General features: G+C 74.4%; 13 protein-coding genes. 6 read left to right on the top strand and 7 right to left on the bottom strand.

Features of this window, described 5'->3' with window-relative positions; genetic code table 11:
• Positions 1–4 precede the first annotated feature (4 nt).
• The 5 genes from AB0F89_RS21935 to AB0F89_RS21915 are packed head-to-tail and all read left to right on the top strand — an operon-like array spanning position 5 to position 17,031.
• The gene (locus AB0F89_RS21935) at positions 5–13,174 is read left to right on the top strand and encodes an SDR family NAD(P)-dependent oxidoreductase (protein WP_367127397.1); all 13,170 of its coding nucleotides are present in this window, start codon (positions 5–7) and stop codon (positions 13,172–13,174) included.
• A gap of 41 nt (positions 13,175–13,215) precedes the next feature.
• The gene (locus AB0F89_RS21930) at positions 13,216–14,049 is read left to right on the top strand and encodes a class I SAM-dependent methyltransferase (RefSeq protein WP_367127395.1); all 834 of its coding nucleotides are present in this window, start codon (positions 13,216–13,218) and stop codon (positions 14,047–14,049) included.
• 8 nt (positions 14,050–14,057) lie between these two features.
• Positions 14,058–15,095, top strand: a complete 1,038-nt coding sequence (locus AB0F89_RS21925) for a ketoacyl-ACP synthase III family protein (RefSeq protein WP_367127394.1) — start codon at positions 14,058–14,060, stop codon at positions 15,093–15,095.
• Positions 15,096–15,100: 5 nt separating this feature from the next.
• Positions 15,101–16,717: a (2,3-dihydroxybenzoyl)adenylate synthase gene (locus tag AB0F89_RS21920; protein ID WP_367127393.1), complete on the top strand. Its 1,617-nt coding sequence runs from the start codon at positions 15,101–15,103 to the stop codon at positions 16,715–16,717.
• Entirely contained in the window at positions 16,714–17,031 is a 318-nt protein-coding gene (locus tag AB0F89_RS21915; protein WP_367127392.1) for a phosphopantetheine-binding protein, read from the top strand. The genes AB0F89_RS21920 and AB0F89_RS21915 overlap by 4 nt, the downstream gene beginning before the upstream one ends.
• A 139-nt stretch (positions 17,032–17,170) precedes the next feature.
• Here AB0F89_RS21915 and AB0F89_RS21910 read toward each other — a convergent pair whose 3' ends face one another.
• The 5 genes from AB0F89_RS21910 to AB0F89_RS21890 all read right to left on the bottom strand — a co-directional run bounded on the left by AB0F89_RS21910 (position 17,171) and on the right by AB0F89_RS21890 (position 23,045).
• A complete protein-coding gene (locus tag AB0F89_RS21910) occupies positions 17,171–17,944 on the bottom strand; it encodes a thioesterase II family protein (protein WP_367127391.1) in 774 nt (257 codons plus the stop codon).
• Positions 17,941–18,699 carry a BTAD domain-containing putative transcriptional regulator gene (locus tag AB0F89_RS21905; protein WP_367127390.1) on the bottom strand — a complete coding sequence of 253 codons (759 nt, stop codon included), beginning with the start codon at positions 18,697–18,699 and terminating at the stop codon, positions 17,941–17,943. Before AB0F89_RS21905 ends, AB0F89_RS21910 begins: the two co-directional genes overlap by 4 nt.
• Before the next feature lie 385 nt (positions 18,700–19,084).
• Positions 19,085–20,482 (bottom strand): MFS transporter, encoded by a 1,398-nt coding sequence (locus AB0F89_RS21900; protein WP_367127389.1) that lies wholly within the window; start codon positions 20,480–20,482, stop codon positions 19,085–19,087.
• The gene (locus tag AB0F89_RS21895) at positions 20,479–22,155 is read right to left on the bottom strand and encodes a PEP-utilizing enzyme (RefSeq protein ID WP_367127387.1); all 1,677 of its coding nucleotides are present in this window, start codon (positions 22,153–22,155) and stop codon (positions 20,479–20,481) included. Before AB0F89_RS21895 ends, AB0F89_RS21900 begins: the two co-directional genes overlap by 4 nt.
• Complete coding sequence (locus AB0F89_RS21890; RefSeq protein WP_367127385.1) at positions 22,152–23,045, bottom strand: PEP/pyruvate-binding domain-containing protein; 894 nt, start codon at positions 23,043–23,045, stop codon at positions 22,152–22,154. The genes AB0F89_RS21895 and AB0F89_RS21890 overlap by 4 nt, the downstream gene beginning before the upstream one ends.
• A gap of 110 nt (positions 23,046–23,155) precedes the next feature.
• On the opposite strand from AB0F89_RS21890, the gene AB0F89_RS21885 reads away from it, so the two are divergent.
• Positions 23,156–23,602, top strand: a complete 447-nt coding sequence (locus AB0F89_RS21885; protein ID WP_367127384.1) for a MarR family winged helix-turn-helix transcriptional regulator — start codon at positions 23,156–23,158, stop codon at positions 23,600–23,602.
• Positions 23,603–23,725: 123 nt separating this feature from the next.
• On the opposite strand, the gene AB0F89_RS21880 is transcribed toward AB0F89_RS21885, so the two are convergent.
• Together AB0F89_RS21880 and AB0F89_RS21875 are read right to left on the bottom strand one after the other, a co-directional pair.
• Positions 23,726–24,007, bottom strand: coding sequence for a LuxR C-terminal-related transcriptional regulator (locus AB0F89_RS21880; protein WP_367127382.1), 282 nt, complete (start codon positions 24,005–24,007; stop codon positions 23,726–23,728).
• Complete coding sequence (locus AB0F89_RS21875) at positions 23,998–25,077, bottom strand: helix-turn-helix domain-containing protein (protein WP_367127380.1); 1,080 nt, start codon at positions 25,075–25,077, stop codon at positions 23,998–24,000. Before AB0F89_RS21875 ends, AB0F89_RS21880 begins: the two co-directional genes overlap by 10 nt.
• Between the last annotated feature and the right edge of the window lie 456 nt (positions 25,078–25,533).

Genomic DNA, 25,533 nt, shown 5'->3' with positions numbered 1-25,533 from the left:
CCGCATGGCGAAGGCACATGACCCCGCAACGACGATCGCGGTCGTCGGCCTGTCCTGCCGGTTCCCCGGCGCGGCGGACCCGGAGGCGTTCTGGCGGCTGCTGCGCCGGGGCGAGCACGCGATCCGCGACGTGCCGGCCGACCGCTGGGACGCCGACCGGCTGCGCGACCTCGACCCGACCGTCCAGTGCCCCCGGCAGGGCGGTTTCCTCGACCACGTCGACCGGTTCGACGCGGCGTTCTTCGGCATCCCGCCGCGCGAGGCGAACGCGATGGACCCGCAGCAACGCCTCGTGCTGGAGCTGGCGTGGGAGGCGCTGGAGGACGCGGGCATCGTGCCCGAGCGGTTGCGCGGCACGCGCACGGGCGTGTTCGTCGGCGCGATGCTGGACGACTACGCCGCCCTGTCGCACCGGGCCGGGCCGGCGAGCGTCGGCGCGCACACGTCGACCGGCCTGAGCCGGGGCGTCATCGCCAACCGGGTGTCGTACGCGCTCGGCCTGCGCGGGCGGAGCCTGGTCGTGGACACCGGGCAGTCGTCGGCGCTGGTGGCGGTGCACCAGGCGTGCGAGAGCCTGCGCCGGGGTGACTCGGCGCTCGCCCTGGCGGGCGGGGTGAACCTCGTGCTGGCGCCGGAGAGCACGATCGGCGTCGCGAAGTTCGGCGCGCTCTCCCCCGACAGCCGGGCCTACGTGTTCGACGCACGGGCCAACGGGTACGTGCGCGGCGAGGGCGGCGGCCTGGTCGTGCTCAAGCGGCTCGCGGACGCCGAGGCCGACGGCGACGACATCACGTGCGTGGTCCTCGGCGGCGCGGTCAACAACGACGGCGGCGGTCGCAGCCTCACCGCGCCCGATCGCGACGCGCAGGAGGACGTGATCCGACTCGCCCACCGCGACGCGGGCGTGACACCGGCCGAGGTCGGCTACGTGGAGCTGCACGGCACCGGGACCAGGCTCGGCGACCCGGTCGAAGCCGCCGCGCTGGGTGCGGCGATCGGCGCGGAGCGGGCGGAACCGCTGGTCGTCGGTTCGGCGAAGACCAACGTCGGCCACCTCGAAGGCGCGGCGGGCGTCGTCGGCCTGATCAAGGCGGCGCTGAGCGTGCGGCGCCGGGAGATCCCGCCGAGCCTGAACTTCGCCGAACCGCACCCGGACATCCCGCTCGACCGGCTCGGGCTGCGGGTGCAGACCGGGTTGAGCGGGTGGCCGCGCCCGGCGGAGCGGTTGGTGGCGGGGGTCTCGTCGTTCGGCATGGGCGGGACGAACTGCCACGTCGTGCTGGCCGAGCCGCCCGCGAAGGCGGCGGGTGCGCGGGCCGCGACCCCGAACGCGGTGCCGTGGGTGCTGTCCGGTCGGACCGGGGCCGCGCTGCGCGAGCAGGCCGCCCGGCTGCGCGAGTCGATCGCCTCCCGCCCGGAGCTGGAGCCGGTGGACGTCGGCTTCTCGCTCGCCACCAGCCGCACGGCCTTCGAGCACCGCGCGGCGGTGGTCGGCGGTGACCGGACCTCGCTGCTGCGCGGCCTCGACGCCATCGCCGACGGCGAAGCCGGCGCGGGCACCGTGCGCGGCCGGGCGAAGGAGGGCCGGCTCGCCTTCCTGTTCACCGGTCAGGGCAGCCAGCGGTTGGGCATGGGGCGGGAGCTGCACGCCGCGTTCCCCGTCTTCGCCGCCGCGTTCGACGAGGTCTGCGCCCACCTCGACCCGGCGTTGCGCGACGTGCTCCACGGCGACCCCGAACGCCTCGACCGCACCGAGTTCACCCAACCCGCGCTGTTCGCCGTCGAGACCGCCCTGCACCGGCTCCTCGACTCCTTCGGCCTGCGCCCCGACTACCTCGTCGGCCACTCCATCGGCGAACTGACCGCCGCCCACGTCGCCGGCATCCTGACCCTCCCGGACGCCTGCCGCCTCGTCACCGCGCGCGCCGCGCTCATGCAGGCGGCGCCCACCGGCGGCGCCATGCTCGCCGTCCGCGCCACCGAGGCCGACGTCCTGCCCCACCTGGACGACCGCGTCGCCCTCGCCGCCGTCAACGGACCCGACTCCGTCGTCCTCTCCGGCGACGCCGACGCCCTCGCCGAACTCGCCGACCGGCTCCGGGAACGGGGCGCCCGCGTCAAGCGACTGCGCGTCGGCCACGCCTTCCACTCGCACCACATGGACGACGTGCTCGCGGAGTTCGAACGCGTCGCCGCCACCGTCACCTACCACGAGCCGACCACGCCGGTCGTCTCCAACGTCACCGGGCGGCTCACCGACCTCCGCGCACCGGCCTACTGGGCACGGCACGTCCGCGCCACCGTCCGCTTCCACGACGGCATCCGCACGCTCCTCGACCAGGGGGTCACCACCTTCCTCGAACTCGGCCCCGACCCCGTCCTCACCGGCCTGGTCGAGGGCCCGGCGGTGACGACGGCCGCCCTGCTGCGGGCCGGGCGCGGCGAGGAGGACACCCTGGTCACCGCGCTCGCCACCGCGCACTCGGCCGGTGTCGACGTCGACTGGGACGCGTTCTTCGCCCCCGGCGGCCCGAACCGCGTCCCGCTGCCGACCTACGCGTTCCAGCGCAGGCGGTTCTGGCTCGACGCGACCGCCGCCGAAGCGCACGAGGAGGCGCCGGAACCCAGCGGTCTGGCGCAGCGGTTGCGCCCGCTGACCGACGACGACCGCACCGCCCTGGTCGTGGACGTCATCGCCAGGCACAGCGCCGAGGTGCTGGAGCACGACAGCGACGAGATCGACCCGACCTCGTCGTTCAAGGCGCTCGGCCACACCTCGATCACGTCCGTCGAGCTCGCCGCCCGGCTGGCCACCGAGACCGGCATCGCGCTGCCCGGCTCACTGGTCTACGACCACCCGACACCGGTGGCGCTCGCGAAGCGCCTCGTCGCCGAACTGCTGGGTGACCGCGACCGCCATCAGGAGGTCCCGCACGTCGCCGCGCACGGCGAGCCGGTGGCGATCGTGGCGATGAGCTGCCGCTACCCCGGCGGCGTCACCTCGCCCGACGACCTGTGGCGGCTGGTGGCCTCCGGCGCGGACGTCATCTCCGAACTGCCCACCGACCGGGGTTGGGACGTCGACGGCCTCTACGACCCCAGCCCGGACGTGCCCGGCAAGACCTACAGCCGGCACGGCGGCTTCCTCGGCGGCGTGGACGCCTTCGACGCCGAGTTCTTCGGGATCAGCCCGCGCGAGGCGCTGGCCATGGACCCGCAGCAGCGCCTGCTGCTGGAAACCGCGTGGGAGGCGTTCGAACGCGCCGGCATCCGGGCGGACTCGCTGCCCGGCAGCCGAACCGGCGTCTTCGTGGGCACGACCGCACCGGACTACGGCCCGCGCCTGCACGAGCGCGCCGACGGTTCCGAGGGCTACCTGCTCACCGGCACGACGCCCAGCGTCGCCTCCGGTCGCATCGCCTACACGTTCGGCCTCGAAGGCCCGGCGGTCTCGGTGGACACGGCCTGCTCGTCGTCACTGGTCGCGCTGCACCTGGCCGTCCAGTCGCTGCGCAACGGCGAGTGCTCGCTGGCACTGGCCGGCGGCGCGACCGTCATGTCGACACCGGGGATGTTCATCGAGTTCAGCCGTCAGCGCGGGCTTTCACCGGACGGCCGCTGCAAGGCGTTCTCGGACTCCGCCGACGGCACCGGTTGGGCCGAAGGCGTCGGCGTCCTGCTGCTGGAACGCCTGTCCGACGCCCAGCGCAACGGACACCGGGTGCTCGCCGTCATCCGGGGTTCGGCCATCAACCAGGACGGCGCGTCCAACGGACTCACCGCGCCCAACGGGCCGTCGCAAGAACGCGTGATCCGCCAAGCGCTGAACAGCGCCGGGCTGACCGCCCGCGACGTCGACGCCGTCGAGGCGCACGGCACCGGGACGAGGTTGGGCGACCCGATCGAAGCCCAGGCGTTGTTGGCCACCTACGGACAAGACCGCGAAACACCCCTCTGGCTGGGGTCGCTGAAGTCCAACATCGGGCACGCGCAGGCGGCAGCCGGCATCGGTGGCGTCATCAAGATGGTCATGGCCATGCGGCACGGGGTGCTGCCGCGCACGCTGCACGTCGACCAGCCGTCGACCCGGGTCGACTGGTCGACCGGCGCGGTCGAACTCCTGACCCGGGCTCAGCCTTGGGCGTCTCCACTCCGACGAGCCGCCGTGTCGTCGTTCGGCATCAGCGGCACCAACGCCCACGTCATCCTCGAAGAACCACCGGCGGTCGAGGTGGCCGAGCGGACGGACAGCGCGGGAACCGCCCCCTGGGTCCTGTCCGCGAAGACACCCCGAGCGCTCCGCGACCAAGCCGCACGCCTGGTCGCCCACCTCGACGCCAACCCCGGACTTCACCCGGCCGACATCGCCCTGAGCACCCTGAACCGCACCGCTTTCGACCACCGGGCGGTCGTGCTGGGACGGCGTGGCCTTGACGCGCTGGCCCGTGACGAATCCGATCCCCTCGTGGTCCGAGGAACCGCGACCAAGGGCAAGACGGTGTTCGTGTTCCCCGGTCAGGGTTCGCAGTGGATCGGGATGGCACGCGGCCTGTGGGACACCTCCACCGTGTTCCGCGACCGGCTCACCGAATGCGCCAAAGCACTGGCCCCGTACGTGGACTGGGACCTGCTCGACGTCCTGCTCAACGACGGCGACCTGGAACCGGTCGACGTCGTCCAACCCGCCCTCTGGGCCGTCATGGTCTCCCTGGCCGAAGTGTGGCGGTCTCACGGTGTGGTTCCCGATGCGGTGATGGGCCACTCCCAAGGCGAGATCGCCGCTGCCTGCGTCGCAGGCGCACTGTCCCTGGACGACGGCGCACGGGTCGCGGCACTGCGCAGCCAGGCCATCACGACGTTGGCCGGCGCAGGCGGCATGGCCTCCGTAGCGCTCCCGGCCGACGAAGTCCGGGCCCTCGTCCGTGACCGCGAAATCGCCATCGCCGCCGTCAACGGACCCGCCTCAACCGTGGTCTCCGGGGCGACCGCCGCGTTGGAAGAATTCCTGGACAACCTGCACGACGTCCGAACCCGCCGAATCGCCGTCGACTACGCCTCCCACTCGGCGCAAGTCGAACAACTGCGCGAAAAACTGCTGGAATCACTGGCCGAAGTCTCACCACGCGACTCCGGGATCGCCTTCTACTCCACCGTCACCGGCGACCGACTCGACACCACCGAGCTCGACGCCGACTACTGGTACCGCAACCTGCGACAACCCGTGGAGCTGGAGAAGACCACCCGGGCGCTGCTGGCCGGTGGTTTCCGCACCTTCGTGGAGTCCAGCCCGCACCCCGTGCTCGCGGTGGGGCTGGGCGAGACGTTCGAGGCCGCAGGCGTCCCGGCGGTCGTGGTGCCGTCGCTGCGCCGCGACGAGGGCGGCCCGGACCGGCTGCTGCTGTCACTGGCGCGGGCGCACGCGAACGGGGTCGCGGTGGCGTGGGAGTCGCTGCTGCCCGCCGCCGAACGGGTCGAGCTGCCGACCTACGCCTTCCAGCGCGAGCGCTTCTGGCTGACGCCGGTCACGTCGACCGGTGACGTGTCGGCCGCCGGGCTGACCGGCGTCGACCACCCGCTGCTGGGCGCGGCGGTCGCGGTGGCCGGGTCGGGCACGACCGTGCTGACCGGCAGGGTGTCGTTGGCGGACCTGCCGTGGTTGCGCGACCACGCCGTGGGCGGGGTCGTGCTGCTGCCCGGCACCGCGTTCGTCGACCTGGTCCTGAGGGCGGGCGCCGAGGTGGGCTGTGCCGAGCTGGCCGAGCTGACCCTGGAGGAACCGCTCCTGCTCGGCGACGGCGAGGTGCCGTTGCAGGTGGTCCTCGAAGCGCCGGACGACTCGGGTCGGCGGGCGGTGGCCGTGCACTCCCGTCGTGACCAGGACTGGACCCGGCACGCCAGTGGCGCGGTGGCGCCCGCGTCGGCAGGTGCCCCGGTCGCGTCCGGCCCGTGGCCGCCGGTCGACGCCGAGCCGGTCGACGTGGACGAGCTGTACGACGCGCTGGCCGAGCGGGGCTACGACTACGGCCCCGTGTTCCAGGGCGTGGTAGGGGCGTGGCGGTCGGGCGACCGGGTGCACGCCGAGGTGTCGCTGCCCGCCGACCAGGCCGCGACCGGGTTCGGCATCCACCCCGCGCTGCTGGACGCCGCCCTGCACGCGGGGCTGCTCCCGGCCGACGCGACCCGGCTGCCGTTCACCTGGTCGGGGGTCCGGCTGCACCGGACCGACGCCACCCGCCTGCGGGTCCGGCTCACCCACACCGGCGCGGACGCGTTCACGTTCGAGGCGACCGACACCGAGGGGCAACCGGTCGTGTCGGTGGGCTCGCTGGCGCTGCGCCGAGTCGCGGCCGGTGCCCTGACCGCCGACCCGCTGTACGCGGTGGAGTGGGTGGGGACGGCTCCGGTCGACGGTTCGCGGCTCTCGTGCGCGGTCGTCACCGACCTGGACGCGTTGGCCGACGTGCCCGACGTCGTGGTGCTCGACGTGTCGTCCGCCGGGCAGCACGACGTGCCCACCGCCGTGCGGGCAACGGCGCACCACGTGCTCGCCCAGGTCCGGAAGTGGTTGCGGGGTGAGGAGTTCGCGTCCTCGCGCTTGGTCGTGGCGACCACGGGCGCGGTGGCCGTGCGGCCCGACGACGACGTGCCGGACCTGGCCGCCGCCTCCGTCTGGGGGCTGGTCAAGTCGGTCCAGGCCGAGGAGCCCGACCGGTTCGTGCTGCTGGACGTGGACCGGCCGGACGCCGTCGAGCAGGCGGCGCGGCACGCCGTGTCCGGTGACGAGCCGCAGCTGGCGTTGCGCGACGGCGCGCTGTTCGTCCCGCGCCTCAACCGGATCAGCGGAGGCGAGTCCACTTGGGACGCGGACGGTCCCGTGCTGATCACCGGCGCCAGCGGCAGCCTGGGAGCGCTGATCGCCCGCCACCTCGTGGCAGAGCACGGCGTGCGGAACCTCGTGCTGCTCAGCCGCAGCAGAAACCCCGAACTCGAAACCGAGCTGGCCGACCTCGGCGCCACCGCCCACTTCGCCGCCTGCGACGTCGCCGACCGCGACGCCCTCGCCCACGTCATCGACCAACACCAACCCACCGCCGTCATCCACACCGCCGGAATCCTGGACGACACGACCACCACCACCCTCACCCCCGACCGGCTCGACACCGTCCTCCGACCCAAGGTCGACGGGGCCTGGAACCTGCACGAACTCACCCGACACCTCGACCTCGACGCGTTCATCCTGTTCTCCTCGGTCACCGCCACCCTCGGCAACGCGGGACAGGGCAACTACACGGCCGCCAACGGGTTCCTGGACGGGCTCGCGCAGCACCGCCGGGCGCACGGGCTGCCCGCGTCCTCGCTCGCCTGGGGCCTGTGGGCCGAGTCGACCGGCATGACCGGGCACCTGGGCCGAGCCGACCTGGCGCGGATGAGCCGGGGCGGCATCGCGCCGCTCACGTCCGAGGAGGGCATCCGGCTGTTCGACGCGGCGCGCGCCGTCGACCGGGCCACCGTCGTCCCGGCCAAGCTGGACCTGGCGTCGCTGCGCGGCCACGGCGCGGTGGTCCCGGCCGTGCTCCGCGGCCTCGTCCGGAAGCCGGCCCGCGCGGCGCGCGACGACACGTCGTGGGCGCGTCGGGTGGCCGCGCTGCCCGCCGACGAACGCCGGGCGGCGATCACCGACCTGGTCCGGGTCACCGCGGTCACGGTGCTCGGGCACGCGGCGGCCACGGAGGTCGACGTCACGCGCAGCTTCAAGGACTCCGGTTTCGACTCGCTGATGTCGGTGGAGCTGCGCAACCAGCTGGGCGCAGCGACCGGCGTGCTGCTGCCCGCGACGCTGGTCTTCGACCACCCGACGCCGAGGGCCGTCGCCGACTTCATCGAGGAGCGGGTGCTCGGCGAACGGACGGCCACCGCGCCCGCCCGCGCGTCGACGCCGACCGACGAGCCGATCGCCATCGTGGCGATGAGCTGCCGCTACCCCGGCAGCGTCACCTCGCCCGACGACCTGTGGCGGCTGGTGGCGTCGGGCGCGGACGTGGTCGGCGGGTTCCCGGGGAACCGGGGCTGGGACCTGGCCGGGCTGTACGACCCCGACCCGGGCCGCACCGGGACGACGTACTGCCGGGGCGGCGGCTTCCTGCACGACGCCGACACGTTCGACGCGGAGTTCTTCGGGATCAGCCCGCGCGAGGCGTCGGCGATGGACCCGCAGCAACGCCTGCTGCTGGAGACGACGTGGGAGGCGTTCGAACGGGCCGGGATGGCCCCGGAATCGCTGCGCGGCAGCGACACCGGCGCATTCGTCGGCGTGATGTACAACGACTACGCCTCACGCCTGTCCCCCGCTCCGGAGGGTTTCGAGGGCTACATCGCCAACGGCAGTTTCGGCAGCGTCGCGTCGGGCCGGATCGCCTACACCTTCGGCCTCGAAGGCCCGGCGGTGTCGGTCGACACGGCGTGCTCGTCGTCGTTGGTCGCGCTGCACCTGGCCGCGCAGTCGCTGCGACGGGGCGAGTGCTCGCTCGCGCTGGCCGGTGGCGTCGCCGTGATGTCCACGCCCAACACCTTCATCGAGTTCAGCCGTCAGCGAGCACTCTCACCGGACGGCCGGTGCAAGGCGTTCTCCGATTCCGCCGACGGCACCGGTTGGGCCGAAGGCGTCGGCATCCTGCTCCTGGAACGCCTGTCCGACGCCCAGCGCAACGGACACCAGGTCCTCGCCGTCGTCCGCGGCTCCGCCATCAACCAGGACGGCGCGTCCAACGGACTCACCGCGCCCAACGGCCCGGCCCAGGAACGCGTGATCCGCCAAGCGCTGAACAGCGCCGGGCTGACCGCTCGCGACGTCGACGCCGTCGAGGCGCACGGCACCGGGACCCGGCTCGGCGACCCGATCGAAGCCCAAGCCCTCCTCGCCACCTACGGCCAGGACCGCGAAACACCGCTCTGGCTCGGGTCCTTGAAGTCCAACATCGGACACGCACAGGCGGCGGCCGGTGTCGGCGGCGTCATCAAGATGGTCATGGCCATGCGGCACGGGGTGCTGCCGCGCACCCTGCACGCCGACCGACCCACCTCGCACGTCGACTGGACCACCGGCGCGGTCGAACTCCTGACCCGGGAACGACCCTGGACGGCCCAGCCCCGACGAGCCGGTGTCTCGTCGTTCGGCATCAGCGGCACCAACGCCCACGTCGTCCTCGAAGGACCACCGGCGGCGGACCCGGCCGAACCGGTGGACGGCACGGCAGTCGTGCCGCTGGTGCTCTCCGCGAAGACGCCCCGGGCGCTGCGCGACCAGGCCGCGCGCCTGGCCGCCCACCTCGACGCCAACCCCGGACTCCGCCCGGCCGACCTCGCCCTGAGCGCCGGGCGGCGCACCACCTTCGACCACCGCGCGGCGGTCGTCGGCGCGGACCTGGACGAGTTGTCGCGCGGGCTGACCGCGGTGGCCGGGGACCGGCTCGTGCCGGAGGCGGTGCGGGGCTCGGCCGACGGCGGGCTGCTGGCGTTCATGTTCACCGGTCAGGGCGGTCAACGCCCCGGCATGGGCCGGCGGCTCCACGAGCGGCACCCGGTGTTCGCGGCGGCGTTCGACGAGGTGTGCGCCCACTTCGACCTGCCGTTGCGCGAGGTCGTGTTCGGCGAGGACGACCGGCTCGACCAGACCCGGTACGCGCAGGCCGCGCTGTTCGCGGTCGAGACGGCGCTGTACCGCCTGGTCCGGGCGCACGGCGTGGTCCCGGACCGGCTGATCGGCCACTCGATCGGCGAGCTGACCGCGGCGCACGCCGCCGGGGTGCTGTCGCTGGCGGACGCCTGCGCGCTGGTCGAGGCGCGGGGCCGGTTGATGCAGGCCGCCCCGGCGGGTGGCGCGATGGTCGCCGTCCGGGCCGACGAGGACGCCGTGGCGGCCGAGCTGGCGGGGCTGACCGGGCTGCTCGACGTCGCCGCCGTCAACGGCCCGGACGCGGTGGTCGTCTCCGGTGACGCCGACGCCGCCGCCGAGCTGGAGGCGCGGATGGCGGCGAAGGGCGTGCGGACCCGGCGGCTGCGGGTGAGCCACGCGTTCCACTCGCCGCACATGGACGGCGTGTTGGCCGAGTTCGAGCGGATCGCCTCGACGGTGAGGTTCCACGAGCCGGAGATCCCGGTGGTGTCGAACGTGACCGGCCGGATCGCCGAGGCGGGTGAGCTGTGCTCGCCCGCGTACTGGGCCGGGCACATCCGGGCGGCCGTGCGGTTCCACGACGGCGTGCGGGCGTTGCGGGACGAAGGGGTGACGACGTTCCTCGAACTCGGGCCGGACGCGGTGCTGACGGGGGTGGTCGGCAACGCCTTCGAGGACCTGGCGGCTGCCGCCGTGCTGCGCGCGGGTCGGGACGAGGAGCGCACGTTCACCGCCGCGCTGGCGTTCGCGCACGTCCGGGGGGTCGACGTCGAGTGGCCGGAGGCGCCGGGCGCGCGGCCCGTCGCGTTGCCGACGTACGCCTTCCAGCGCCGCCGGCACTGGCTCGACGCGCCCGCCGGGAGCGGGGACGCGGCGGGCGGGCAGGACCGCGCCGACCACCCGCTGCTCGGCGCGGTGATCGACCTGGCGGACGGCGGGGGGAAGCTGTGGACCGGCAGCCTGTCGCCGGCCGAGCAGCCGTGGCTGGCCGACCACGTGATCGCGGGCCTGGTGGTGCTGCCGGGTTCGGCGCTGGTCGACCTGGCGGTCCGGGCCGGTGACGCGGTCGGCTGCGACCGGGTGGACGAGCTGACCCTGCACGAGCCGGTGGTGCTGGCCGAGCGGGGCGCGCTGCGGTTGCAGCTGGCCGTGCGGCGGCTCGACGCGGACCGGTACTCGTTCACCGCGCACACCGCGCCGGACGGCGGTTCGGGCGGGTGGACGGAGCACGCCACGGGTGTGCTGACCGCCGGCGCGCGGCCCGCTCCGGCGGCGCTGCCCTGGCCGCCGGTCGGCGCGCGGCCGATCGACGTCGAGGAGCACCGGACCCGCGTCGAGAACGCGGGCATCGACTGCGGACCGGCGTTCCAGGGGCTCGTCGCCGCGTGGCAGGACGGCGAGGACACCTGCGCCGAGGTGCGCCTCCCCGGGGGCGACACCGCCGGGTACGGCCTGCACCCGGCGGTGCTGGACGCCGCCCTGCGACCGCTGGCGGTCGACGGCGCGGGCGCGGTCCGGGTCCCGTTCGACTGGAAGGGGGTGGCGCTGCACGCCGCCGGCGCGGGCGCGGTGCGGGTGCGCATCACGCCGACCGGCGCCGAGAACACCGTTCGGCTGCAGCTGGACGACGAGTCGGGGGCGGTCGTGGCCACGGTCGACGCGCTGTCGCTGCGGCCGCTGCCCGTCGAGCGCCTGGCCGGTCGGCGGGCGGACGGCGACCTGTTCGCGGTGGACTGGACGCCGCTGGACACCACCGCGGCGGCCTCCGGGGGGACGTGGGTGACGGTCGACGGCCGGAGCGGCTTGGCGGAGTTGGCCGCGGCGGTCCGCGCCGGCGCCGCGGCACCGGACTTCGTCCTGGTCGAGGCGACCAACGACACCGAGGGCTGGCGCCACCCCACGACCGCCGTCCGCGACGCGGTCACCGAAGCCCTGGCGCTCGCGCAGGACTGGCTCGCCGAGCCGGTGTTCCTGACCGCCAGGCTCGTCGTGCTCACCCGCGGCGGGGTCGCGGTGTCGCCCGGGGAGGCGCCGGAGCCGGGCGCGGCGGCCGTGTGGGGGTTGCTGCGCAGCGCGCAGGCCGAGCACGCCGACCGGATCGTCCTGGTCGACGTGGCCGGCGGACTCCCGGCCGCCGGGTCGATCACGGCCGCCCTCGCCCGGGGCGAGCACCAGCTCGCGGTGCGCGGCGACCGCGTCCACGTGCCGCGCCTGGCCACCCACACCGCCGGACCGGGCACGCGGCTCACCGGCACGGTCCTGGTCACGGGCGCCACCGGTCAGCTGGGCGGCCTGGTCGCCCGGCACCTGGCGACCGCGCACGGCGTCCGGCGGATGCTGCTGCTGAGCCGTCGCGGCCCGGCCGCGCCCGACGCCGACCGGCTCGTCGCCGACCTCACCGGGGCCGGGGTGGACGTGCGGCTGCGCGCGTGCGACATCGCGGACCGCGACGCGCTGGCCCGGGTGCTCGCGACCGAGCCGGACCTGAACGCCGTGGTGCACCTGGCCGGTGTGCTGGACGACGGCGTGCTGACCTCGCTGACGCCCGAACGGCTCGACGCGGTGCTGCGGCCCAAGGTCGACGCGGCGTGGCACCTGCACGAGCTGACCCGCGACCTCGACGCGTTCGTGCTGTTCTCCTCGATCGCGGGGACCGCGGGCACGCCGGGGCAGGCCAACTACGCGGCGGCCAACGCGTTCCTGGACGCGCTGGCGGCCCACCGGCACGCCGCCGGGCTGCCCGGCCGGTCGCTGGCGTGGGGCCTGTGGGACGGCGACGGGATGGCGGGCGGGTTGCGCGCGGAGGACCGGGCCCGGCTCGCGCGGTCCGGCATCGCCCCGATGGCGACCTCCGCCGCGTTGGCCCTGCTGGACGCCGCGCTGGGGGCCACGACACCGGTCGTACTGCCCGCGAGGCTCAGCGGCATGGCCAGCGGTCGGCTGCCGGGCTCGGGCAGGCCGGGCCGCCGCGCGGTGGTGGCCGCCGAGGGCGCCGGGACGCCGCTGCCGGACCGCATCGCCACCCTGTCGCCGGAGCGGCGGGACGAGGAGCTGCTGGAGGTCGTCCGCACCGGCATCGCCGCCGTCCTCGGGCACGGCGGTGACGTCGTGGTCGACCCGCGGCAGAGCTTCCGGGAACTCGGCTTCGACTCGCTGATGGCGGTCGAGCTGCGCAACCGGCTCAACGCCGAAACCGGGCTCCGGCTGCCGAACACGCTCGTGTTCGACCACCCGAACTCGGCCGCGCTCGCCACGCACCTGGTCGGCCTGCTGATCCCGGATGCCCAACCGGCGTCGCCGCTGGCGGAGATCGACCGGTTGGACGCCCTGCTGGCGACGACCGACCCGGCGCGGCACCGCGAGATCACCTCCCGGCTGGAGGACCTGCTGTGGAAGTGGAAGGGCGGTGGCCCGGCCGACACCGCCGACGTGACCGCCGACGACGAACTCTCCGACGACGCGTTGTTCGCCGCGCTCGACGACGAGCTGGGGGCGCGCTGATGGAGATCGCGGAAAGGCGCGCTTTAGGTCCCGCTGCCAGGGTGGTCGCGAATCCCGCCCTCCCCGGAACGGAAGTGCTGGCGCTGATGGCCGACCTCGACGGGTACGACCCGTCCGCCGCCGCGGACGGGCTGGCCGAGATCTACGACCGCTGGGTCGTCGGCCTCCAGGACGACGGCGACGACGCGGTGGCGTTCCTCGCCGGGCTGGCCGAGCGGATCACGCCGGGCGGCGGGCGTCCGCGCCTGCTCGAACTCGGCGTCGGCAGCGGGCGCATCGCGCTGCCGCTGGCCCGCGCGGGCTTCGCGGTGACCGGCGTCGACGCGTCCGAGCCGATGCTGGACCTGCTGCGGGCGAAACCGGGCGCGGACGCCGTCGCGATCGTCGCCGGCGACTTCACCGAACCGGCCGTCGACGGGCCGTTCGACGTCGTGTTCGCCACCTACAACACGCTGTTCAGCCTGCTGGCGCAGGACCGGCAGGTCCGGTGCGCGCGCAACGCCGCCGAGCGGCTGCGGCCCGGTGGCGCGCTGGTCGTGCAGGCGTTCGTGCCCGACCAGGCCCGGTTCGACCGGGGCGCGCGGGCCGGTCGTCGCCGGGAGCTGACCCGGCGCGGCGCGGACGTGCTGGGGATGGGCGTGGTCGGGCACGACCGCGTCGCGCAGCTGCTCGACGTCGACTACGAGCTGGTCGAGGGCGGCGCGGCGCGCGGGTACCACTTCCAGTTCCGCTACGCGTGGCCGAGCGAGCTGGACCTCATGGCCCGACTCGCCGGCCTCGACCTCGAAGACCGCCGGGGCGGGTGGCGCGGCGAGCCGTTCACCGCGGCCAGCGGCGCGCACGTCTCGGTGTACCGCAAGCCGCCCGTCACCTGACAGGAGAAGTGGACGAACCCATGAAGCTGGACGACATCTACCTCGCCGGGATCGGCACCTACCTGCCCGAGCGGGTCACCACGGCCGAAGCGGTGGAGCGCGGCTGGTACGACGCGGGCGAGCGCGAGGCGGGCGGCATCATCTCGGTGGCGGTCGGCGGCGAGGTGCCCGCGCCGGACATGGCCGTGCACGCGGCCCGCGAGGCGCTGAAGCGGTCCGGGCACGCCGACGAGGACATCTCGCTGCTCCTGCACAGCATCGTGCACCACCAGGGGCCGGACGGCTGGTCGGCGCCGCACTACATCCTCCGCAACACCGTCGGCGGATCGGCGCCGGCGCTGGAGATCCGGCACGGCTGCCTCGGCGTCATCAGCTCGGTGGAGCTGGCCGCGTGCACGCTGCTCGCCGACCCCGGGCGCACCGCCGCCCTGCTCACCGCCGCGGACAACTTCTCCACCCCGCTGGTCGACCGGTGGACCTCGGGCCGGGTCTTCGTGATGGCCGACGCCGGTTCCGCCGCGGTCGTGTCGAAGCGCGGCGGCTTCGCCAGGCTGCTCGCGGTCGGCTCCCGCTCCGACTCCTCGATGGAGGAGCTGCACCGGGGTGGCGAGCGGCTGTTCCCGCCCGGCATCACGGTCGGCACGTCGCTGAACCTGGGCGACCGCACCGACTACTGGCGGGCGCGCTGGGAGGAGGGCGTGCCGCCGCCCCTGTCGCACGCGGGCGACATCGTCGTGGACGTCGTCGGCAGGACCCTGGAGGAAGCCGGGATCACCGCGGCCGACGTCACCAAGGTGGTCGTGCCCGGCCTGTGCTGGAGCCTGCTCAAGAGCGGTTTCCTCGACCCCCTCGGGATCGACGTCGCCGACTCCACGTGGGAGTTCAACCGGCGCCTCGGGCACGCGGGCGGCACCGACCTCGTCGCCGGGCTCGAACACCTGCTGCACGAGGACGAGGTGGGCGAGGGCGACCACGTGCTGCTGGTCAGCAAGACGTCGGGCATCGAGGCGGGAGCGGCCGTGCTGCGCGTCGAGGGCGCGAGGTGAGCGGCGTGCGGGCGGACTGCACCCCGTGGCCGGAGGACGTGGCGGCCGGGTACCGCCGGGCGGGCTACTGGCGCGGCGACGACCTCGGGACCCTGCTGTCCGGCTGGGCGGCGGCGAACCGGGACCGGACCGCGCTGGTGCACCGCGACCGGCGCGTCACCTACGCCGAGCTGGACGAGTGGGCGCACCGGCTGGCGGCCGGGTTCGCCGAGCGCGGCATCCGGCCCGGCGACCGCGTCCTGGTGCAGCTGCCCAACATCCCGGAGTTCGTGGCCGTCCACTTCGCGCTGCTGCGGGCGGGCGCGCACCCGGTGTTCGCGCTGCCGGCCCACCGCGCCACCGAGATCGGGCACCTGTGCGCCGCCTCCGGCGCGGTCGGCTACGTCGTCGCCGAGGGGCAGGTGGAGCTGGCCGCGCGGGCCGGGGAGGCGTTCCCGGCGCTGCGCCACGTGTTCGTGGTCGGCGAGGCGGGCGGCTTCACGCCGTTGGCGGAGGTGGAGCGCGACCCCGTGCCGCTGCCCCGGCCCGACCCGTCCGACGTGGCGTTCTTCCTGCTGTCCGGCGGCACGACCGCGCTGCCCAAGCTGGTGCCGCGCACCCACGACGACTACGCCTACCAGCTGCGGGCGAGCGTCGAGGTGTGCTCGGTGACGGCCGACGACGTGTACCTGGCCGTGCTGCCGATCGAGTTCAACCTGTCCCTGGGCTGCCCCGGCGCGCTCGGCACGCTGCACGCGGGCGGCACCGTCGTGCTGGTCGAGGAGGCGACCGCCGGGACGTGCTTCGAGCTGGTCGAACGGGAGCGCGTCACGTTCACCGCGCTCGCGCCGACCATCGTGCGGCTGTGGCTGGACGAGGTGGCGTGGACCTCCCGCGACCTGTCGTCGTTGCGGACGGTGCTCGTCGGCGGCGCGCCGCTGCCCGTCGAGCTGGCGCGGCGCACCGGTCCCGCGCTCGGCTGCGTGCTCACCCAGTCGTTCGGCATGGCGGAGGGCTTCCTGCTCTACTCCGCGGCGTCCGACGACGAGGAGACCAGGACCACGACCCAGGGCCGGCCGCTGTCGCCCGCCGACGAGCTGCGCATCGTGGACGACGAGGAGCGCGACGTCGCGCCCGGTGAGGCCGGGCACCTGCTGGTGCGCGGCCCGTACACCATCCGCGGGTACTTCCGGTCGCCCGAGCACAACGCGAAGGCGTTCACCGCCGACGGGTTCTACCGGACCGGTGACATCGTGCGGCTGACGCCGTCCGGCTCGCTGGCCGTCGAGGGCCGCGCCAAGGACGTCATCATCCGCGGCGGCGACAAGATCTCGCCCGCCGAGGTCGAGGGCTACCTGCTGGAGCACCCCGCGGTGCGCCAGGTCGCGGTCGTGGCCATGCCCGACGACCTGCTCGGCGAGCGGACCTGCGCGTTCGTCACCGCGGTCGGCGACCCGCCCGCCGCGGTCGAGCTGAAGCGCATGCTGCACGCCAGGGGCGTCGCCGACTTCAAGCTCCCCGACCGCGTCGAGTTCGTCGACGCGCTGCCCCTCACCCCGCTCGGCAAGGTCGACCGCGGTGCGCTGCGCGCCGCGATCGCCACCGGGTCGCGGGCCGGTGACCGAGCGGAGAGGAACCGATGATGACAAGCCCATCCCGGGTGCTGACCCGGCAGGACGTGCGCGAGGCGGTCGCGAGGCGGCTCGGCGTCGACCCGGACGACATCGACGTGGACGAGAACCTGGTGGTGCTCGGCCTCGGCTCGCTGGAGATGATGCAGCTGGTCAACGACTGGGAGCGGGCGGGCGTCCGCGTCGAGTTCCGGGAACTGGCGGCCGGCCCGACGCTGCGCGGCTGGTGGGACCACCTGACCGGCGACCGGGAAGACCCGGCGACCGGTGACCGGGGACCGGCGGCCGGTGATCGGGAAGGCTCGACGGCCGATGACCGCGACTGACCGCGCGGGTCGTGCCCGGCGGCCCCGGTTCGGGTCCGCCGGGCGCCCCGGGCGGTTGCTCGCGCAGTTCTTCAGGCAGCTCCCGGCCGGCCACCTCGGGCGGCACCTCGCGCAGCTTCCGGCCCGGCACTCCAGGCGGTTACTCGCGCAGCACCCCGCGCAGTTCCGCGCCGATCACCTCGGCCACCCGCGACCAGTGGTCGGCCAGGAAGAAGTGGCCGCCGGTGAAGGTGTGCAGCGAGAAGCCACCGGTCGTGCGGTCGCGCCACGCGTCCGCGTCCCCGACGCCCACCCGCGGGTCGGCGTCGCCCACCAGGGCGGTGATCGGGCACCCGACCGCCGCACCCGGCTCGCACTCGTAGCGCTCGATCGCCCGGTAGTCGGCGCGGATCGCCGGCAGCACCAGGCGCAGCACCTCCTCGTCGGCGAGCAACCGCAGGTCCGTCCCGCTCAGCTCGCGGACCTCGTCCAGCAGGCCGTCGTCGTCCCGCCGGCGCGGCGGCTCCGGCCCGCCGACCACCGGGGCGCGCCTGCCCGAGCAGAACAGCGCGACCGGCACGACGCCCTCGGCTTCGAGCCTGCGCGCCACCTCGAAGCCGAGGGTGGCGCCCATGCTGTGGCCGAACAGCGCCAGCGGCGCGTCGGCCCAGGGGCGCACAGCGGCGGTGACCAGGTCGGCCAACTGCCCGATGTCCTCGACCGGCCGCTCGTGCCTGCGGTCCTGCCGCCCGGGGTACTGCACGCACAGCGCCTCGACGCCGGGCGGCAGCGCCGCGGACAGCGGGTGGAAGAACGGCGCCGAGCCGCCCGCGTGCGGCAGGCACACCAGGCGGACCCGGCTGCCCCGCACCTCGTGGAACCGGCGGACCCACGCCTCCCGGTCGACCGCCGGGTGGACCACCCCGCCCCTCACGCCGCGACGAACGCGTTGTCGGTCAGGATCTTCTGGTGCAGCTCCTGCAGCGGGCGGCACGGGCCGATGCCGACCTCCTCGTTCAGCCTCCGGTGCGCGGTGCGGTAGGTCTCCAACGCCTCCGCCCGCCGGCCCGAGCGGTGCAGCGCCACCATCAGGTACTGGTAGAACGTCTCCCGCAGGGCGTACTCGGTGGTGAGCGCGGACAACCTGCCGATCACCTCGCGGTGCCTGCCGATCGACAGCTCGGCCTCCATCTGCAGCTCCAGGCACTCCAGCCGGCCCTCCTCCAGCAGCGTCGAGTACGCGCCGACCACCGGGCTGTCGACCTGGCCGCCGAAGACCGGACCGCGCCACAGCCGGACCGCGGCGTCCAGCACCTCGACGGCGGGCGCGTACTGCTTCGCCCGGTAGAGCCGCCTGCCCTCGGCGTACAGGGCCTGGAACTGCTCGACGTCGAGCCGGCCCGGCTCGACGCGCAGGCTGTAGCCCCGCGTCCGGGTGACGATCGGGCTGTTCTCGTCGCCGTCACCGTGCAGCAGCTTCCGCAGCTGGGACACGTAGACGTACAGGGCCGCGTTCGCGCGCGCCGGTGGCGATTCACCCCACAGCTCGACGACCAGTTGATCGGTCGACACCACCTGGTTGGCACGCGCGAGCAGGATGGCCAGCAACGCCTCGATCTTGCGGGCCCGGGGCGCGATGACGCCCTCCGCGCAGACGACTCTTAATTCGCCCAGGATCTCGTACCTCATAGTCCCCCCAAACTGGACATCCCGCCTCACGGCTCCCCCGAGCGCGGCGAGTGACTTCCATTCCCGTTCTCCGAGCACTACCGGCGTGACCGGCGGCGGAGACGGCGTCGGGAACAGTGCGGAACCCGCCCCTCGAATGTGATCTTCGCGTGATGTTCCCGGACATCGGCGAATGCGACGCTACCACGGGGAAGATGGTCGGGCAACCATAAGGGTGAGTCCACTCGCGCTTAACCTGGCGTTAAATATAGAGCCAGTGTGGCGAAGTCGAAGGCATTCATCCTATTGAGTGAAGACGATAGTTGACTCAGCCGAGAAGGGTCACGACAGCGCGTTGTCCGGGCGTTCGGCCGGAATTATCCGAAATAGATTCGGGCTTCGCGAATCACCTCGTCGGCGCGGACCCGGCGGCGGTCGCCCCCGGCGCGGGCGACGCGTGCCGACGGGCCCGGTCGGGCAGCGTCGCCATCGCGACGGCCCCGGCCAGACCGGCCACCGCGTACGTGGTGAACGGGACGGCGAACCCGCCGCCGTGCACGACCGCGGCGAGCGGGCCGGCCAGCAGCGCGGAGCAGGTGATGCTGCCCAGGTACCGGGTGGTCGCGAGCACGCCGCCGGCCGAGCCGGTCTCGGCCGGTGGCACGGCCTCGATCGACACGACCTGCACGGCCGGGTTCGCCAGCCCGAGGCCGAGGCCGCAGGCGGCGAGGCAGCCGGCCAGCGCGGCCTGGCCCAGCCCGCTGCCCGCGAAGGCCACCACCAGCAGGCTCGCGCCCACCACCAGGAAGCCGCCGACGCCCAGCAACCGCCGGTCGACGTGGTCCACGAGCCACCCGCCGACCGGCGTGAGCACCGCGACCGCCCCCAGCACCGCGGACAGCACGACCCCGCTCGCGCCCGGCGACCAGTCCGACCGCGCGGCCAGCACCAGCGGCACCGTGAGCAGCACGCCGTACAGCGCGACGTTGCTCAGCAGCGTGCCCGCGGCCGCCGCGGTGAAGACCCGGTTGCGGAACAGCCTGGGCGCCACCACCGGGTCGGGGTGCCGCAGCGCGTGGACCACGAACCCGACGCCGGACACGGCCAGCACGACCGCCCACGCCACCGCAGCCCACACCGGGCGCGGGCCGCCCAGCAGTTGCGTGAACGCCACCAGCAGCACGCAGAGCAGCACCGCGCCGAACCCGTCGAAACCGCGCGCGGACGGCGACCTCGGGCTGCGCGGCAGCACCGCCCAGCCCACCACGACCGGCAGGAGCAGCAGGACCAGGTTGACCCCGAACAGCGCCCGCCAGTCGCCGAACGACAGCAGCAGCCCGCCCAGGGGTGGCCCGGCGGCGGCGGCCAGCGGGGCGGCGACCCCGACCACGCCCAGGGTCCGGCCGAGCCGGTCGGGCGGGACCACGTCGCGCAGGATCGCCATGCCGTTGGGCAGCAGCAGCGCCCCGCCGGCCGCCTGCAGCACGCGGAAGCCCACCAGGAGGGCGAAGTCCCCGCTCAGGGCCGCGCCCGCGGAGGCGGCGGAGAACAGGACCAGGCCGGACAGCACGGCCCGGCGACGCCCGTGGCGGTCGCCGAGCTTGCCCGCCACCGGCAGCAGGCAGGCCATCGCGATCAGGTACGCGGTGACGATCGCGCTCTCCGCGCCGGGCCGGAGCCCGAAGTGCCGCGAGACGTCCGGCAGCGCCACCACGACCATGGTCGAGTTCAGCGGGCCGATGACGATCGCCGGCACCACGCCGGCGACGATCGCCGGGACCCGCCGCGGGCGGGCGGTGCTCACGGCCCACCGACGACCCGGACCACCCCGGTGCTCCCGTCCACCTCGACCACCTGGCCGTCCACGAGGGTGCTCGTGGCGCCCGCCGCGCCGACCACCGTGGGCACGCCGTACTCGCGCGCCACCACCGCGCAGTGCGACAGCACGCCACCGGTGTCGGTGACGATGCCGCCCGCCACCGCGAACAGCGGCGTCCACGGCGGCGCGGTGGTCGGCGCGACCAGGATCTCCCCCGGCCCCAGCCGGTCCGACTCGGCCAGCGTGCGGACGACCCGGACGACGCCGCGCACGACGCCCGCCGAGCCGGGGACGCCGCGCACCGTGCCGGGTTCGGCGGGCGGCACGGCGCCGGGCGGCGGTCCGCCCATGCCGGACATGTTGCGCATGAACGCCATGAACGTCGGCGACATCGCGGGCGGCGCGCCGGAGCCGATGGCCGGCGGCGGCGCGACCCCGGCGAACCGCCGCATCTCGTCCTCGTTCGCCCGGACCGCGGCGGCGACGTCGACCGTGCCCGGCGCGGTGAACGCGGCCCGCAGGTCCTCGTCCCCGAGCATGAACACGTCCTCGCGACGGGCCAGCGCGCCGCGGTCGACCAGCCGCCGACCCAGCTCCAGCACGATCCGGCGCACCTGGTGCACGCCGCCGTAGTCGATGTAGAAGGTGTGCTCCTCGGTGAGCGCGGTGCCCACCTGCGCGACCGAGAGCAGCTGCTCGAACAGCTCGGCCACCGGCCTCGGGTAGCCCGCGAGCCGGGCGCGGACACCGCCCACGGCCTCCTCGCGCTCCTCGGCCGCGCGCCGCTGGGTCAGCTCCGGCGAGGCGCTGTCGGGCCGGCGCAGGTAGCTGGCGATGGTGCGGACGACCGGCGCCGGGTCCTCCAGCCAGCTCTCCGCGGTGAGGCTGCACATGTCGCCGCGCTGGCCGTAGGCGCGCAGGAAGTCCCGCAGCTCGGCCAGGAACGCGCGCCCCTCGGGGGCGGTCTCCAGCACCGGGACGACCTGCTCCGGCTCGGTCCGCTCCAGCACCTCGCGGACCGGCGGCACGTCGGCGGCCAGCCTGCTCAGCCGCCACAGCGCCTTGCCCGCCTCGACCGTCTTGTTCGGCACGCCGCCCAGCAGCCGGTACGGCGTGAGCGCGCCGTCCTGGCCGAACAGGTCGCGGTAGGTCCGCTCGAACTCGTTCACCGCTGCGGCGGCCGGGAACAGGATCAGGAAGTGCCGCTCCCACAGCTCGCCCAGCTCGGCGCAGGCCCGCTCGAAGTGCGCGGCGAGGTCCGCGTCCGGCAGCCCGCCGAGGTCGACCCCGCCGAAGTCGTCCAGGAACGCCCGCAACCGCGGCAGGTGGTCCTCCGCCCAGGACCGCGGCAGGTCGTCGACCGCGTCGCGCAGGGCTCGCAGCGCGTCCGGCACCGAGGCTTCCGGTGCGGCGTCGGAGGTCTGCGGCGCGGCGGCCCGGTACACGTAGGTGTTGACCCGACGCGCCAGCGAGCCCTGGGAGGAGCCCTTGAGCCGGGCGAAGGCGTGGTCGGCGCCCGCCATGATGCGCCGCACCAGCACGTCGAACTCCAGCGGCGGCACCTGGTTGGGGAAGCTCTGGACGAAGAACCGCCACTGGACCGACTCGTCGCCCGGCTGCTGCCAGCGCACCGGGAAGTCCCGCACCTGCGCGGTCACGCCTCGGCCCCGTTCTCGCGCTGCCGGACCGAGGTCGTGACGGGTCGGCACTGCAGCAGGTGCAGTCGGTCCCCCGCCCAGGCGAACTCGACGTCCACCGGCCGGCCCATCGCCTTTTCGAGGTCGACGGCGAGCCGCGCGGTCGTCCGCACCGCGGCGTCGTCCAGGCACGGGTGCTCGCGCAGCCGTTCGGGCACGCGGACCTCCGCCGTGCCGCCCGGCGTGGCGACCGTCATCACCTCCTTGACCGCGACCCGGGGCACGACGGCGTCCGCGGTCGTGTCGAACAGGTAGGTGTCGGGGGTGACCGCGCCGCCCACCACGCTCTCGCCGAGGCCCCAGGCCGCGTTGATCAGCACGTGGTCCGGGTCGCCGGTGACCGGGTCGACGCTGAACGCCACCCCGGCGACGTCGGCGACCACGAGTCGCTGCACCAGCACCGCGTACCGCCGCGGCACGTCGCCGAGCCCGCGCTGCCGCCGGTAGGACCGGGCGCGCTCGGAGCCGAAGGAGGCGACGCAGTCCCGCACGGCGGCGATCACCGCGGCCGCGCCGCGCACGTTCAGGAAGGTCTCGTTCTGACCGGCGAACGACGCGTCCTCGCCGTCCTCGTCCACCGCCGACGACCGCACCGCCACGGCGACGTCCCCCGCGCCGTGCGACAGCTCTCGGTAGGCCGCCCGGATCGCGTCCTCGGCCAACGCGGGCTCGCCGTCGGTGGACGGGGGCTCGCCGTCGGTGGACGCGCCGACCACGCAGAAGCCGGGCGGGACGGTGAACCGGGCGGCCAGCAGGCTGAGGTTCGCCGCCTTGCCGCCCACCGTCGCGGGGTCCTGGGACGCTCCCGGCTCGCCGAGCCAGTGGATGCCGGTCTTGCTGACTGTTCGCACGATTTCCGCCCCTCGCGTGTCCTGACCTCTCGCGCTGCCGCTGACGCTAGTAACGAGGTTGAGTGCTGTCAAGGGACTTGATAACCCTCAAGCGTGATAACGTCTTTCGGGTGACGGGGATCGGATGGGTACTCAGAGCGGCGCACTACGGGTTCCGCGACGCCGTGGACGCCGAGCTGGGCGCGCTCGGGTTGACCTTCTCCCAGTACGCGGCGCTCACCCAGGTGCGGGACCACGAGGGGCAGTCGGTCGCCAAGCTGGCCGCGCTGAGCGAGCTCACGCCGCAGCGGATGCACCAGTTGATCGGTCAGCTGGAGGGCAAGGGCCTGATCCGGCGCGAGCCGCACCCGGACGTCGAGCGGGTGCTCCAGACGTGGTCGACCGAGGAGGGGCGCGCGGTGCTGAGCCGCGGCGAGGACTGCGCCAGGGCCATCGAGGAGCGCATGCTGACCGGGTTCACCGAGGAGCAGGAGGAGCAGCTGGCGAAGCTGCTCAACGCGGCGATCGCGAACCTGCACGGCCTGGCCGACGGCTCCCGGCCGGCCACCGACCGCTGACCGCAGACCGCTGATCGGGTGTCGGCCGGAGTGGTCGAGCCGGTCCCCACCCCCCTGATCGGGACCGGCTCGACGCGGACGCCCGGTATTCGCTCCGGGCTTTTCCGGCTCCCCCTTGCACGGCTATCGTGCCATTTCCGGCCGGAGTTCCACTATTGGCGCTTCCGCCAGGCACGAGCACCGCCGCGGTCCGCCGCCCGCCTGCCATTCGGCGAACGCCACCGCGGCGCCGACCCGGGAGGCCACGCCGAGTTTCAGGATTATGCTGCCGACGTGCGCCCGCACGGTCCGCTCGCGAATTCCGAGGTGGTTCGCGATCTCCCGGTCCGTCTTGTCCCGCGCGATCACTTCGAGCACCTGGAACTCCCGTTCGCTGAGCCCGGCGAACGGCGACCTCAGGGGCACGGCTCACCCCAACCGTCCAGCCCGATCACGGCGGGCGCGGCCACGACGTCCTCGAAGGCCAGCCCGCCGTCCGCCGACGGGCGCGGGCGGGGCTCGGCGTCGTCCCGCAGACCGGCGCCGACGCACCACCCCGTGGCGATCATCGCGTAGAGCAGCGCCATCCCCAGCACCGCGAGCAGCTGCGTGAAGGCCGGCCAGGCGCTGAAGGCGATCACCAGGCCCGCGGTGAGCGCGGTCGCCACCAGGACGCAGGCCATGGCCAGCAGTGGCCGGGCCACGCTGGTGAGCAGCGGCACGACGACCTCGCGGACGTGCCGCGCGCTGTCGATCTCGATGACCCGCTGCTCCGGCACGACGGGCGGATCAGGCGCGAACCGGTCCACCACGACCACGGGGTCGTCGACGGGCGGGTCAGCGGGCGCTCCGGTCGGCGCGTCGGCGGGCACGCCGCCGCCCTGCAGCTCGCACCACAGCACCACGACCCGCTCGACCTGCGGCTCCGGCAGCCCGCACGCGGCCACGAACGCCCGGACCTGCTCCATCTTCGTCGGCAGGGAGGTGTTCTTCTGGTCGTTGACGAACCGGTAGGCGGTGCTGCGCGGAATCCCGGCGCGGACGGACACCTCGGCCGGCGTGAGCCCGGACCGGACCTGGACGCGGCGCAGCAGGGCGATGAACGCCGCCGGGGTGCTCGCCTCCAGTTCGCTGGTCGCCACCGGGATCGCGCGCGGCTCCACTTCGCGGGCTTCGGGGACGAATCGCGACATGGGCACGACGTTCGCCGGTCTCGACCCGCCGGCCCGTTTCGCGGTGTCCCATTGCCGCCACGCGTTGTGCAGGTGCTCGACGGTCGACCGGTCCGCGCCGCACGCGTTCAGGACGCGCCGGTAGAACGGCCACTCGCGGATCCGCCGCTGCACGCCGTCGCGCACGGTCTCGGTGGAGCGGCCGATGTCCTGCGCGAGGTCGGACGCCGAGAGCCCGGCCCGCCTCATCTCGACCCGGACCGCGCCGAGGAACGCCACCGCGGACGTCCGGCGCGTGCCGTGCTTGGTCTGCGGCGCTGTCATAACGCCCACCCGCCGCGGTCGGGCCGGTGGTCGCGGACGCCGGCCGTGGGCCGGGCGTCGGAGAGGTGGGTCAAGCCCATGAGTCGCCCTCCTGTGTGAGGGCGTCGCCGCGGTCTGGTGTACCCCCCGGTACCGGCGGCGACGCCGTGCAGCCGATCGTCGGCCGATGAGTCGGCTCCCGCACGGGCACTTGGCCCTGCCCGCGCGAGGTCTGGCCCCATTTCCAGACCTGACAACGCTTACCACCGCCACCTCGTCGTTTCCACGCTTCACCACGAGTTCCGCTGGTGACGGCGCTCCACCCCCTCGCGGAACGCGGGCCCCGCGCCGTCCCAGCACGTCCCACCGCGTGCACACCCCGGATCGCGGCCGATCACGGTGTCGGAGGGACGTGCCGGCCACGACCACCGGCATGACCGGTGTTCGCGCAGCTACCGGCCGTCCCACGGCGTCCAA

Origin of the sequence: Saccharothrix sp. HUAS TT1, from assembly GCF_040744945.1 — a bacterium.
Taxonomy (GTDB): Bacteria; Actinomycetota; Actinomycetes; order Mycobacteriales; family Pseudonocardiaceae; genus Actinosynnema.
The sequence above is the reverse complement of the archived record's forward strand: the minus strand, read 5'-3'. Positions and strand labels throughout refer to the sequence as shown.

Bases quoted from the DNA above. Each gene is read 5' to 3' on its own strand.
- AB0F89_RS21935 (WP_367127397.1), top strand. From the start codon at position 5: ATGGCGAAGGCACATGACCCCGCAACGACGATCGCGGTCGTCGGCCTG.
- AB0F89_RS21915 (WP_367127392.1), top strand. From the start codon at position 16,714: ATGATGACAAGCCCATCCCGGGTGCTGACCCGGCAGGACGTGCGCGAG.
- AB0F89_RS21905 (WP_367127390.1), bottom strand. From the start codon at position 18,699: ATGAGGTACGAGATCCTGGGCGAATTAAGAGTCGTCTGCGCGGAGGGC.
- AB0F89_RS21875 (WP_367127380.1), bottom strand. From the start codon at position 25,077: ATGACAGCGCCGCAGACCAAGCACGGCACGCGCCGGACGTCCGCGGTG.